This is a genomic window from Mesorhizobium sp. P2_F8 (genome assembly GCF_056403655.1).
The window spans coordinates 1-13,647 of sequence record NZ_JBFUFB010000040.1 but is presented as its reverse complement, the minus strand read 5'-3'; the positions used below and the strand labels follow the sequence as shown (position 1 = coordinate 13,647).

At 62.7% G+C, this 13,647-nt stretch carries 9 protein-coding genes and 1 pseudogene; 8 read left to right on the top strand and 2 right to left on the bottom strand.

Annotated features, from left to right (window positions below; translation table 11 throughout):
- Positions 1-408: pseudogene (locus AC1DZP_RS34770) on the bottom strand (integrase); the annotation flags it as partial.
- A gap of 125 nt (positions 409-533) precedes the next feature.
- Between AC1DZP_RS34770 and AC1DZP_RS34765 the strand changes: the two are divergent.
- Together AC1DZP_RS34765 and scpB are read left to right on the top strand one after the other, a co-directional pair.
- Complete coding sequence (locus AC1DZP_RS34765) at positions 534-1,487, top strand: DUF1403 family protein (protein WP_477308717.1); 954 nt, start codon at positions 534-536, stop codon at positions 1,485-1,487.
- Positions 1,488-1,489: 2 nt separating this feature from the next.
- The gene (scpB, locus tag AC1DZP_RS34760; protein WP_477308715.1) at positions 1,490-2,194 is read left to right on the top strand and encodes an SMC-Scp complex subunit ScpB; all 705 of its coding nucleotides are present in this window, start codon (positions 1,490-1,492) and stop codon (positions 2,192-2,194) included.
- A gap of 226 nt (positions 2,195-2,420) precedes the next feature.
- On the opposite strand, the gene AC1DZP_RS34755 is transcribed toward scpB, so the two are convergent.
- Positions 2,421-3,380: a hypothetical protein gene (locus AC1DZP_RS34755; RefSeq protein ID WP_477308713.1), complete on the bottom strand. Its 960-nt coding sequence runs from the start codon at positions 3,378-3,380 to the stop codon at positions 2,421-2,423.
- 185 nt (positions 3,381-3,565) lie between these two features.
- Here AC1DZP_RS34755 and AC1DZP_RS34750 point away from each other — a divergent pair, with 185 nt between their 5' ends.
- The 6 genes from AC1DZP_RS34750 to AC1DZP_RS34725 form a co-directional block, all read left to right on the top strand.
- Positions 3,566-4,156, top strand: a complete 591-nt coding sequence (locus AC1DZP_RS34750; protein ID WP_477308711.1) for a helix-turn-helix domain-containing protein — start codon at positions 3,566-3,568, stop codon at positions 4,154-4,156.
- On the top strand, positions 4,149-5,378 hold the full coding sequence (locus AC1DZP_RS34745; RefSeq protein ID WP_477308709.1) for a type II toxin-antitoxin system HipA family toxin: 1,230 nt from the start codon (positions 4,149-4,151) through the stop codon (positions 5,376-5,378). The genes AC1DZP_RS34750 and AC1DZP_RS34745 overlap by 8 nt, the downstream gene beginning before the upstream one ends.
- A 62-nt stretch (positions 5,379-5,440) precedes the next feature.
- Complete coding sequence (locus tag AC1DZP_RS34740; RefSeq protein ID WP_477308707.1) at positions 5,441-6,304, top strand: hypothetical protein; 864 nt, start codon at positions 5,441-5,443, stop codon at positions 6,302-6,304.
- 10 nt (positions 6,305-6,314) lie between these two features.
- The gene (locus tag AC1DZP_RS34735; protein ID WP_477308705.1) at positions 6,315-8,921 is read left to right on the top strand and encodes a PD-(D/E)XK nuclease family protein; all 2,607 of its coding nucleotides are present in this window, start codon (positions 6,315-6,317) and stop codon (positions 8,919-8,921) included.
- On the top strand, positions 8,918-12,202 hold the full coding sequence (locus AC1DZP_RS34730; RefSeq protein WP_477308703.1) for a UvrD-helicase domain-containing protein: 3,285 nt from the start codon (positions 8,918-8,920) through the stop codon (positions 12,200-12,202). The genes AC1DZP_RS34735 and AC1DZP_RS34730 overlap by 4 nt, the downstream gene beginning before the upstream one ends.
- A gap of 106 nt (positions 12,203-12,308) precedes the next feature.
- On the top strand, positions 12,309-13,647 hold a 1,339-nt coding region (locus AC1DZP_RS34725; RefSeq protein ID WP_477308701.1), incomplete at its 3' end, for an ATP-dependent nuclease.

Here is a 13,647-nt window from a genome sequence, read left to right as displayed (position 1 = left end):
GATGTAGAGCCCGACCACCTGGGGATCCGGCGGGAACGTTTCGACGCCCTGGCGCCGGCACCAACTCGCAAAATACTTCCAATCAGCCGCATAGGCGCGGCGCGTATTGGCGGAACTCGCCGCCTCGACATAGTCGCGGGCGCGATCGGCCAGCGCGTCGAGATGCGCCGGCAGGCGGGGATTGGCGACGGCCGGAACAGGGGAGGGGGCTTCGGCCGGCGGTTCCTCCGGCATACGACCCATCTCCATGACGACGTCGACGATGTCGGGCAGGTCGTCGGCGATCGGCGTGTCGTGCCCGGGCGAGGCCACAGGCGCGATTTGGTTGACACCCGACGCCGTTTCCTGTGGTCGAGCGGGACGGTGCCGAGCACCCTTTCCGGGGTTCTGGTCGACGAGAGAGGCCATTTTTCATATAGATAGCAAAATGAATGATAATGCAAGATTATCATTCATTATGTGTTGCCGACAGGCTGTGCGTTTTGGTGCAAAACTGATGGCGCAAAGCGCACAGCCACTTTACCCTCCAGAGCATGATTCGCCTCGATCCCGCGACCGCCAGCCCCGCCCCGCCGCCGACCGTGCCACCTTGGGTGCTCGCCGCCGGCACCCTCAGCGACACTGACGCTGCCTTCCAGGCCGGCGCCGCCTTGGCTTCGCTCGACACGCTGGCCCGCGCGCAAGCCAGCTGGGCCGTGGCCTGGCGGCAGCGGCTGGCGCTTCGCTGTGCCGCCGCCAGCATGCGGCTCGCCGGTCGCTCAGAAGACGAGGCCGCCCTTCGCGACGCCTGGTACCTGCGCCCGGCCGGCGCCGATCCCGGTCCCGCCGGCGCTATTCTTGGCGCCTGGCGGCAGTTGGCGCTGCAGCCGCCCGTCGCCACCGCCGATCGTTTGGCCAAGATCGTCGAGCTGCTCGGACTCCATTGGGACGGTGCCGCGCTCGCAGCRCTTTGCGTGGAGGTCAATACCCTAGCGGAGTCGCAGCGGCCGGCGCCATTCGCCGCCGCAGCCATCGCCGCCCGCGTCGTGGCGATGCGGCCCGACTCCGAGCTTTTGGCGTGGTGGCTGGCCGACCTGGTGCTGGCGCAAAGCCTGCGCTGGCCGCGGCCGCTGCCGCTGCTGACGGCGCAGGTTTTTGCTCCAGCCCTCCGCGCCGGAGTCGGTGGCGGCAGGCGCATCCGACCCGGCGAAAAAAGTTTCGAGCGCGCGGTTTGCCTGGCGCTGGTTACGGCGGCGGCCGACGCCTGCCGGCTGGCCGCCGAGTTGTCGCGTCGTGCCGAAAAGCTCCTGGCGGTGGCGCCGAAACTGCGCGCCAAGGGCGCCAGCGAGGTGATCCAAAAACTGCTCGACGACGACGCCGTTTCGGGCTCGCTGACGACCAAAAACCTGTCCCGCTTTGCGGCGCGACGCCTGTTCGAGCGGCTGCAACAGCTGGATGCCGTGCGCGAGCTTTCCGGCCGCACCACTTTTCGGCTGTTTGGGTTGTAGCAATGAGCGAAGCGTCCGCCCGCCGCAAGCCAAACGAACAGCCTGTGCTGCTCGACACGGAACTGGACCACCTGCCGCCAGAACTGCGCTGGCGCGAGTGGATGGGCCGCGTCGAAGCGGTGATCTTTGCCGCAAATGAACCGGTGACACGTAGTGTCCTCGCGCGGGTGGTGGGAAAAAACTGCAATATCGAGCTGATCATCGACGACATTCGCGCCGAACTCGCCGGCCGCCCTTACGAGCTGGTCGCGGTCGCCGGCAGCTGGCAGCACCGGACCAAAAAGGGTTTTGGCGACGCCATTCACGCAGCCTTCGGCACGGCAGCGGGCGAGGGGTCGAAAGAATTGTCGCAATCCGAAGCTCTCGTGCTGATGTGTATTGCCTATTTCCAGCCGATCACGCGCGCAGAACTGTCGAGCTTTTTCGGCAAGGAGGTGTCGCGCGACCTGATCGGCGTGCTGCGCGCTGAGCAGCTGATCGCCTCGGGGCCGCGTTCGCCGCAGCCGGGGGCGCCATACACCTATGTGACGACCAAAACCTTCCTGTCGCAGTTCGGGCTCGACACGCTGCGCCAGCTGCCGGATTTCGAGGCACTCGAGGACGCGGGCCTACTGTCGAAGGAGAAGCTGCTTGCCGGCGGTATCATGACCGAGTTTTCCGGCARCCAATGGGAAGACTCCGAGACTGAGGACAAATGGCGTTTTTAATCAACCAAAAATAGCGGCGAACAGCGCCGATCGCTCGGCGATGGCCACGTGACGCACGGGCGCACTGAAACTCATCGTGAGTTCGGTGACGGGAGGTCAGGGGGAGAGGCCGGTATGCGCGTGGGGTAAGCCTCTAGTCAGCGGGCGTTGTAATGCCTCGCTAGGAAGAGGCAGCTCCTCCTGGAGCTACGGGTCTTGGTCGTACGGTTGCCCTCGTCCCTTGCGTTCATGCGCTAATGACCATCGCGCGCAGGAACGTCTCGGGAACTAGGTCGTACTCGGCCGTGAATGTTTCTGCCGACCGGCGACCGTCTGCGAATTCGGCAACGACGTCCTCGACGACCGAATTGTGATAGGCGGCCAGCCACTCAAACTTCTCCCGTACGCGACCGGTCGTTGCAGCCAGCTTCCCGCGAACGAGTTCCGCGTGGCTCTTGAGAAAAAGGAGATAGCCGGCCGGGTCATCAAACTCGCCCTCGCTGCCCGCGAGGTAGTCGATGAAACGTGAACCGTCCGCGTCGACGCGAAGAAGGTTGGCCACATATCGAACCTCCTCCTCAAGGTGATGGTCCTGGTTGCGAAGCCGCGCATCGTCGAGAAAGCTCTGATAGGCGGCTTGGTCCACGACGATGCGGGGATAGAGCGCCTCATGCGACTCGATTTCATAAGCCCGGACCATAGCAGGACCGAAAACCGGCCCTTTGCCGTCCAGTCCTACATGGGCGTTGCCGATAGCGACCCCGGCGCGGATGACTACGCCGTGTCCAATGCACTCAACCTGCGCATGAAGCAGATCGAGCAATTCGTGGAAGAAGGCGCCGTCGTTGAACTGGGTGTCGAAGACCCGGACCCGCACGACTGCATCCGAAACGGAATCCGTGAATGCGCGGCTAAGCAACCGCGCATCCTTCATTCGTCGTGTCGGGAGTTCTTCGACAGGTGCGGTGAACTTTCGCAGTTGCAGCAACACATCGCGGATATCGTAGGCATGCCGCGTTTCGAGGAGGTTACGAAAACCCAACACGTCGATGAAGCTGACGATGCAGGGCTCGTATCCCTCACCTGGCACGCGTGCAGCGATCTCCGCGGCATGCTTTTCACGCGCCCTCATTCTACGGGCGGCAGATTGCTCGACCGAACGCAACGCTTCGGCGACTGTCCCGAACTTCTTTTCTTTTCTGGGCATTCCTCAATTCTCCGCCGCCATCTGTTCAGCGCAATTCGATCAACCCCTAGAATCGGTCGATGTAGTATTATATATCAGGATCGGCAATTAGATCATTATCATATATCATAATCTTGACGGAAAGCGCGCAACGCTCTAGATATAGCATTCTGATCGATATCCTTCTTTGATCTGGATTCTATATCATGGTCTATCAGAGCGAAAGCCTAATCGCACAAGCCCGCGAGGTCCGCGAGGCTTCCGGCGTTAGTCAGCGTGCGCTCAGCGAGCGGGCAGGGCTGACGCAGAGCCACATCTCCCAAATTGAGAGCGGCAAGATGGAGCCGGGACTGTCGAGCTTCATCGACTTGACCCGCGCGCTTGATCTCGAGGTCATGCTTGTCCCGAAGAAGCTCGTGCCTGCCGTATTGGGTCTGGTGAAGGCCCAGGCAACGCCCGACATGCATATCCATGCCGGCCAGCCAAACGACAAGCGTTTTGCCCGTGCCGAGCGCTTGGTCAAGAAAATGAAGCACCTATACGGCAGCTCGGCCGATCTGGATCGCATCGAAGATACGCTACGTTTTCTGCGGCGGGTGAACCTCAGCGATCAGGAGACGCAACTGGTGCGCGAATTGATTGCCCGCCTTGAGCGTTATCAGGCAAGCGCGCAGGCAGCACCCATCGTCCGGGACATCGCGCAGAACCTGCAGCGACTACGCAACTCAATCGCCCATGCTGCACTGTCGGAGCCGCGACCCGCCTATTCGCTGGACGATGGGGACGCCAATGCCTGACGTCTCGGTTCTCGATGTGCGGCTCTACGACGAGCCTATCGGCACGCTGACCCATTTGCAGGGTGATCGGACGATCTTTGCATTCAACGAAGCCTACGTCGAGAACCCGCATCGACCGACCCTCAGCTTGTCATTCAAGGACGACTTGGGCGGCCTCATTACCAAAATTCGACCCACGCAGCGGGTGGTGCCGCCGTTTTTCTCGAACTTGCTGCCGGAGGGCGGCCTACGCCGCTATCTCGCCGAGCGGGCCGGGGTCAATCAGCAGCGCGAATTCTTCCTGCTTTGGGTTCTTGGGCTCGACCTGCCCGGAGCACTCTCGATCCATCCAGCGGCCGGCGGCTCCCTTCCGCCAGGCGACGACGAGGATTTGCCGGAGAACGCCAAACCTAATGCGCTACGCTTTTCGCTCGCCGGTGTGCAGCTCAAGTTCTCCGCGTTCGAGAACGCAGGGAAAGGCGGAGGCCTGACCATTCCCGCGGAGGGCGTCGGCGGCTCGTGGATCGTGAAGCTCCCGTCCCAGCAGTTCACCGGCGTTCCCGAAAACGAGTTCTCGATGATGACGATCGCTGGCATGATCGGCATGGAGGTGCCGGTCATCAACCTGATCGATCTCGATGCGATCGCCGGCATTCCAGAAGGCATTGGCGAGCTCAAGGGGCAGGCGCTTGCTGTCAGCCGCTTCGACCGAACCGGCGACGGTCCTGTCCACACAGAGGATTTCGCGCAGGTCTTCGGAGTATTTCCGGACGACAAGTACAGGCGCGCGAGCTATGCCAACATCGCGCGCGTCATCGGCACCGAAGCGGGGGATGTCGGCGCCGCCGAGTTCATTCGCCGCCTCGTGTTCAGCGCGCTGATCGGCAATGGCGACATGCACCTCAAGAACTGGTCGCTGATCTACCCGGACCGGCGCTCGGCGGCGTTGTCGCCGGCCTACGACCTGGTGTCGACCATCCCCTATATCGAGGGGGAGGATACCGCCGCCCTCAATTTCTCTCGAACGAAAAAGATGGCCGAGTTCGATGCCGACGAGCTTCGGCATCTGGCGGCCAAGGCGCTTGTACCCGAAAAGCTCGTCGTCGACACTGCCGCGGAAACCGTCCAGCGATTTCGACAGGTCTGGGAGGCCGAGAAGGGCCATCTTCCCCTCGCCGCCAGCGTCGTGGAGGCGATCGACGCCCACGCCCCGACCGTGCCGCTCTACGATGAATTCGCATGACAACGAACCCGGTCACAAACTCGCGTCACCGGCTATCTTCGGATCAATAGAGAGGGCTGGGCATGTCGCCTCGGGAACCATCGCTCGAGTTTGTATGCCCCCGATGCGGGGCTACGATCACCGAAACCATTGAAGAAGTTCCGAGCTACGATGTCCAGGCAGACCGCGAATCCGACGCGCAGGGCTACGCCGAACAGACGGTTGCCTGCCACGGATGCGAGCAGCAATTCGCTGTAGGTATCCGGAATACTGGGGCCTGCCTCGTGGCGAACCTGATGAATGAAAATATCCATGTGAGTGTGATCGATGATCCGGTCAATACTTCCGAGGAAGCATGGGAGGTGGAAGCGTATCAGCGCGAGAACCTACCGAGCGACCCGGCAAAAATCTTCAAATTTGCGACCTACGACATCAGCCATATCGCCGCCGAGATGGAGGGGCGGGGGCTCATTGACGAGCTGAACCGCATGCTGCTCGTCCAGTATTTTTCCGCCATCGAAGCATACCTCAGCGATCGTCTTATCAGACTGGTGCTCGATGATCCGAAGGCAATGTCAGCTTTGGTGAAGGGAAACAAGGAGTGGGTTGCCGACAAGATCGAAGTCGTTGAACTCGCGTCCAATCCGAACGCTTTTCGCGATTGGGTACACATGCGGCTGCGCGAGCTGATGTACCATAACTTCGTGAAGATCGATCACTACTACCGGAGCGCCCTCGGCTCGACCATTTTTCCAGATGAAGCGACCAAGAAAACGCTTATGGAGTTCGTGCCGGTGCGGCACGATTGCGTCCATCGCTACGGTCGCGATCACGACGGTCGGGAGCGATCCATAAGCAAGCCTGACCTGGAGAGGCTGAGCGAAGCCCTCGAAGGCATGGTTACTCATATCGAGGCCGCATTCGCTCGGCGGGGAGAGGCGGGCTGAGGCGGGCACCATGTCTATTCATTCTGTGGTTGTCGACGGGCCGCTGGCGTTGCGGATGCAACGGCTCGATGCCGCTCGTGAAGAAGCAACCGGGCGCCAGATATTGACCCTTCCTCTTCTCGCCGCACGCCTCGCCGGCGGCTTTATCGCGCCGGCGTCACAGGAGATCTTGTATCCCGCAATAAGACGGGCTCTCGACGCTGGCGGATACGAAGACATCGGCAAGGTTTCCGGTTTGCCCGGAATGCCATCGGCCGTGCTCTCCGCGCTCCGGAGCTGGTGGGACGTCGGCACCCCAAGGGCCATACCGGACAATGCCCGGCTTCGGGACTTCACCTTGCTGGAGCGCCGGGTGAGAGAGACTTTGCCTCCGGGGGCAATGGTGCCGCCCGATCTTGTTGAAGCTGCGGTGAAGCGCCTGCATCTCGCGCCGAAATTGCTCGGTCCAGTCACCATTCACGAGGTGCCCGATATCAAGCCCGTCTGGCGCCAGTTCGTCGTGCAGCTCTGCGACGTTGTTCCAGTCCGATGGGTTGCGTCGTCTCATAGTCGCCGGAGCTGGTTCCCGGGAAAGATGGGAACCGTGCCCGCGGGAAGTAGTCTTCTCGTCGCGGCCGATGTCTGCGCCGATCCGCGAAGCGAAGTGCGAGAAGCGCTTCGTTGGGCACGCGCCCGAATAGCCAAGGACGGCATCCCTCCAGCCGAGATAGCCATCACGGCAGCCTCGCCGACAACCTGGGACGACACGTTTTTTGTGCTCGCGCGTGAGGCGAGGCTCCCCTTGCATTTCAGCCATGGCATTCCGGCTTTGGCGACCCGCGAAGGCCAGACTTGCGCGGCGCTCGCCGACATTCTGTTGAGGGGACTTTCCCAGGAGCGCGTCCGCCTTCTATTGGCCCGTGTCCCTCCAGCGCGTGAGAGCATCCCGTTCGATTGGGCTAAGGGTTTGAGGCGAAGCGCTGCCCTGTCGACACCACAACTGTGGCAACACGCCCTCGAGCGGGCGCGCGCCGACCGGAACGACGGTGATGTTGCCGAGCGGACATTGCAGCCGGTTCTCGAACTCCTCGCGGGGGGCATTTCCGAGGCGGATCGTTCGGGGCGCCGGTTGTTGCGAGGGCCCGCGCTGACCTTGTGGCAGGACGCCTTGCGCATGGCGCCGCCCCAAGCGATTGAGCTCTCGTTGCAGGCGCTCCGTGTCGATGACGGGCAAGAGCCCGGCAACACCATCGTGTGGGGACCCGCCCATCATCTGGCCGCCGCGCCCCGCAAGCRTGTCCGCCTCATTGGGCTCGAAGCGAACGCCTGGCCACGGCGGCCGATCGAAGACCCGCTGCTTCCGGAGCATCTCCTCGAGGACATTCGGCTTCCATCGGCAGATATTGCCGGCGACGACCGAATGATGCACGACATCATCGTCAACCAGTCCGCCGATTACACCCTCTCGCGTGGACATAGGAGCGCAACGGGAGCGCTACAGGCGGCGAGCACGCTATGGCGTCGCGACCAAGAGAGGATTGTTGGCCGGAGCGCCATTCCGCGGCACGCATTCAGCGAAAGCGATCGCCTTTATGCGAGGCCTGCCGATGCGGGCAAGCAGCCGCAGGTCCGGTCCAGTCGTGGCTGCTGGCGCGCCTGGCAGGACCGCGACCGGCATACCGCCCACGACGGGCTTGTTCGTGCAAACCATCCAATGATCGTCGAAGCACTCGCCCAGGTGCAGTCGACGACGTCGCTCCATCGCCTTCTTTGCGATCCTCTCGGATTTGTCTGGGAATACGCGCTGCACTGGCGGGAGCCGAATCTGGACCCCCAGCCGCTCGCGCTTGACCATCGTTCGTTCGGCGAACTCGTCCATTCCCTCATTGCTGGGGTGCTGCGTAACGGAACTCCACGCAATATCGACGACATCGAGATCGCCCTTGCGGATGAAGCGAAACGACTGGACGATGCTTGGCCGATCGCACGAGCCGTCCCACCCGGTCTGCTCTGGCGCCATACGATGGCATTGGCTCGCGAACGCGCATCGCGCGGCCTGAAAGACGCCTTGGGTGAACCTCGCGGCACGAGTTGGACCGAACTGACTTTCGGCGAGCCGATCGAGGGGCCTCATCCGTGGACCACGCTCTCGCCGGTCTCCATAGGAACAACCGGCATTGCGTTTCGAGGCCGCATAGATCGGCTCGATGAGGACGGGCCAAGGGGCATGGCCATCATAACCGACTACAAGGCGGGAGGGGCACCGGAGCGCAAGAAGACCATCGTCTTCGATCGAGGGACGGAGCTCCAACGCGTTTTCTATGCCCTGGCCGCCAGATCGTTGCTGCCGGATGTTCGAAACATTGAGTCGCGGCTGACCTACCTCCGGGACGAGCCCGCCCGCACATTGAATCTGGTCCATGATGAACTGGTGACCGCAATCGAGCAGGCCGTCTCGTTCACGGCGGCCGGGGTCGAACTTCAGCGGAGCGGTCAAATTGCGCCGGGTCCCCAGCCGGAGTTCTTCGATTCTATCTCGGTCGCTCTTCCGTCGGACCTGGAGGCCTACCGCCGGATCAAGCAACGGCCCTTCGCGCAGGTGAACAGCCAGCTTTCCAGGCTTTGGAGCAGTCCGTGACAATTCCTGACCTGGCCGCTCGCAGGCGCGCACTGACCGATTTCAGCTCCAACATACTGGTCGAGGCCGCGGCCGGGACCGGCAAGACGTCCTTGATGGCGGCCCGTGTCGCGATGATGATAGCGAGCGGGATTGAGCCCTCCAAAATCGCCGCCATTACCTTTACCGAACCAGCAGCAAGCGAACTCGAAGCGCGCATTCGCTGGACGATCGGCGAGCTTCGCGCCGGAAAGATCCCGCCGGCGCTTGCCAAAATAGTCACCGACCGGTTGGGCGCTGACGAGCTTGCACATCTTGAGGACGCGGCGCCGCGTCTGGATGAAATTACGGCGACGACAATCCACGGGTTCTGCCAGGGCATCCTTCGCTCGCATGGGCTGGCCGCCGGTCTCGATCCCGGATCGCGGGTCGTCGACGAGACCGTCGCCGAAGCCCTTTTCGATGAAGTGCTTTCCGAATGGCTGAAGGGCAAGCTGGCGGACGGCGCAGACGAAGATGGAGCGATCGCTACCCTGGCCAAGGACGATCCGCTTGGCGTCGTCGAGCGCATTCGCGAACTTGCCATGCTGCGCCGAGATCATCGCACTGCGACTGCGCCTTCACCGGATCTTTCATCCCGGCCAGACCGGACATTTACCGATGCCGTCGCAGCGTTTTCCCGGTGGCACGCGGCCGGGCCTGGCGAAACAGGCACAGCGGACCTGATCGATGACCTGGAGCGGCTTGCCGCATTTTATAAGGAGGCCCTGACCAATACCGACTTCGCAGCCCTGTGGCGCTTGACCCAGCCGCCGCGCATCGGTGCGATGCGGCCAAAGTCCATCGACCTGCAGCCTTACGGCAGAACGACGGCCTGGAAGAGCGTCCTTGGAGCGGTCGAGGGTCAGCGCCGGGCCGCCGAGGCGGCCGCTCAGTTCGAGCAGGTCAGTGCCGCTTATCGCGTGTTGATCGGCTCGATCGCGCAAACGCTCGTACACGAACTGGCCGCGCTCTTGAGCGAAGTGATTGAGGCATATGACCGACGCAAACGAGATGCTGCGGTCCTCGATTTTGACGATCTGCTTTTGCAGGCGCGCGTCCTTGTCTGCGAGCATCCGGAAATACGGGATTGGCTCGCCGGGCGCTACCCGCACCTTCTCGTCGACGAATTCCAGGATACCGACCCGCTACAGGCCGAGATCGTCTTCTGCATCGCCGCCGCTACTCGGCCTGCCCGATGGGAAGAGGCGCAGCTTCGTCCCGGTGCGTTGTTCCTGGTCGGCGACCCGAAGCAGGCAATCTATCGCTTTCGCGGCGCAGACATCGAGGCTTACGCCCTTGCAAAGTCAATCATCGCGAAATCGGCCAATGGCTGCCTGCTTGCCGTCACTGCGAACTTCCGGTCACGCTCGGAAGTAATCGAGCACGTCAATCAGGTGTTCCAGGATGTGCTGGCAAAGCCGGGACAACCGGGCTTTGTACCCTTGACCGCGACCGTGAACCCGCCCCCGCTGCCATTCCCTGCGGCTGCCAAGCTCACGTTCGACGTTCCCCGCGACGCTCGCGCCGAGGAGCAGCGCGAGGCAGAGGCGGCGGCGGTGGCTGGGCTGTGCGCCCGCTTGATCGGGGCACTCTCGATGACCGAGGCGAACGGCACCGAGCGGCGTCTGCGCGCCGGTGATATAGCCTTGCTCGCGCCGACTCATACCGACCTCTGGCGGTACGAGCGCGCCCTTGAAAGACAGGGAATCACGGTGGCCTCCCAGGCTGGGAACGCGCTGTTCCGCCGACAGGAGTTGCAGGACCTTCTCTCCCTGGTTCGAACTTTGGCAGACCCCTTGGATACGCTCGCATTCGGCGCCCTCATGCGTGGTCCGCTTGTGGGGCTGACCGACGAAGAGCTACTCGACATCACTGCGGCCCTCCAGCCCGATGCCGATGCGCGCCGGCGATTCCAACTTCGGACATCGGCGGACGAAGTTGCCCATCCCGTTGCACGCGATGTGCTCGTGAAGCTCCAGGCGCTGCAACGTCTCGCGGCGGAACTAACTCCCATGCAGTTGCTCGCCTATGCGATCGAGCGCCTGAACCTTCGGGTTGTGATGGCCGCCCGGCACGGCCAGCGGAACGCCCGCGCACTGGCGAACCTCGATGCCATCGTCGAGCTTGCACGACCGTATGGAGTTGCGGGCCTGCGCGCATTTGCTCTCGATCTCCAGCGTGGGTGGGAACGCAAGCGCCGCCACCCCGAGGGTAGGGTGGATGTTTCCGGTGACTCGGTCGAAATCGTCACCATTCACAGTGCGAAAGGTCTAGAATGGCCGGTCGTCATCACGGTGAACTCGTCCACCCGCTTCAAGCCTCAGGACCAGTTCGTCTATCGGCAGTCGGATGACACGATCCATTGGATCGTCGGAGGCATCGAGCCGCCAGAGCTTGCGGCCGCCCGCGAAGAGGAGGAGTTCCGCGAAGCCAGGCAGCGTGAGCGGCTGTGGTATGTGGCGACCACACGTGCCCGCGACTTGCTGGTCATCCCCGACCTGCCAGGGGCATCCTCGCGCTCATGGTCGCGCGTGATGGATCTTGGCCAGAAGCGGCTGACCGAACTTCAAACTGACTCATTGCCGGCCCCTGTGGCCAGCCCTGCGCATACCGACCCGAACGAACAGACAGAGGCGGTCTTTGCGGCTGAGGCCGCGCGGATCGATGCTGCGTCAGCACCCATTGTATGGGATCGTCCGAGTGAGCGGGACCCGGACCGCAGCGCCGACACGAAGGACAGCTTCGTCGTGGATATAACGTCAGACGGCCAACGTATAATCGGGGCGGGGGCACTGCGCGGCAACGTCCTGCATAAACTCATGGAAGAGCTTCTCAACGGTGAGCTGCCCTCCGTCCGGGAAGAAGTAACCCAACGTGCGGCCGACCTACTGGGCCAATTGCAAACTCTCGTCGACGAAGACGACGAAGCGCCCGGGCCGAACCCGGTCGAGATGGCGACCACGGCACTGCGCACACTCGGCCTGCCCGAGCTCACCCCGTTCGTTTCGCGGCTGGTCCCAGAAATCCCGCTCTGGGCCGCAAGCCCGCCACGCTTCCTTGCTGGCCGGGCGGATGCGGTCGTGATGGAGGGGGATCGGATCGCCCTGGTCGTCGATTGGAAATCAGATGTGAATCCGGACGCGACTGCGCAGAGCGCACACGCGGCGCAGCTGCGCGACTATCTAAGCGTGACCGGTGCCAAGCGTGGCGCGATCGTCTATATGTCAGCTGGGCACGTCTCCTGGATCGAGCCTCGATAGGACATTCGGCATCGTCGGGGCCGCGTTTTCAATCACCGGGGGTATCTAGCATTCCTAAGCGAGGACACGGACCCGCTCCCCACTGCGACCTGCTGGAAGGAAGCCTGTGCGTATCGAATCTGTAACCCTGTCCGGCTTCCGCTGTTTCGGTCCCGATCCGATCACGGTGCGGATTTCATCTGAGATCACGGCAGTCGTCGGTCCGAACGCGGCGGGGAAGACCGCGCTTCTGCACGCTTTGTCGAAGCTGTTCGGCGTATCGCGAGCGCAACGTACCGTGCAGCGTTCGGATTTTCACCTCGGCGCGGACGACGATCCGGACGATCGCGGGCCCAAAGATCTGTTCATCGACGTGCTGATCGGATTGCCCGAGCTGGCCGATGGCACAGCGACGCCGGAGACGATCGCACCCTCGTTCCGGCACATGCAGATCGAACGGGAGGGCAAGTCCCCGGTCTGCCGCCTACGCCTCGAAGCGCGATGGGAAGATGACGGGACGGTCGAAGGCGAAGTTTCGCAGGAGCTTTTCTGGGTCGATACGCTCGATGACGATCCGGCGGAGGACAAGTGCCGCCCGGTCTCGGCAGCGGATCGCGGCCTAATCCAACTCTACTACACGCCTGCCAGCCGGGACGCGGCGGCGCAGATTAAGGCGACGACCGGCGCACTCGCCGCTCGTCTGCTTCGTGCGATCGAATGGTCGTCCGAAACCGAGGAGGCGGTCCAGACAGCCACCGAGAATCTGGCCAGCGCATTCGAGGGCGAGTCGGCGATTGCGGCCATCGGCAAAGCGTTGCAGGCACGCTGGTCGGGCCTTCACGACGATGTCGTCGATACGAAACCTCGGCTCAGCCTGGTCAGCCGTCGGTTCGAGGAGGTCGTTAATAAGATAGCCGTTATCTTCGAGCGGGGGCCGGACGGGCAGGAACGCGGTCTCGACGCCCTGAGCGATGGGCAGCAATCGCTTTTCTATTTCGCGCTAGCTGCGGCAGTTTTCGATCTGGAGCGCGAGGTTGTCGGTGGCACCGTCGAGGGTTTCCGCGACGACACTCTGCGAATTCCCGCGCTCACGGTCTTCGCTCTGGAAGAGCCGGAGAACCATCTCTCGCCTTACTTCCTTGCGCGGATTATCCGTCAGGTCCGCTCGCTGACCGATGCCGGAGGCGCGCAGGCCATCGTCACTAGTCATTCGCCAGCAGTTCTGAGTCGCGTCAACCCGCATGAGGTCCGCTACTGCCGCTGCGATCCGAAGACGCGCGTCTCGACGGTCAAGAAGATCAAGATCCCGCCGGGCGTTGACGAGGCCGCCAAGTTCGTCCGTGGCGCCATGCTAGCCTATCCTGAACTCTACTTCGCCCGGTTTGTCCTGCTCGTCGAAGGCGATTCGGAACGGATCGTCCTGCCGCCCTTGGCCGAGGCGCTCGACCTCCTGATCGATCCTGCCT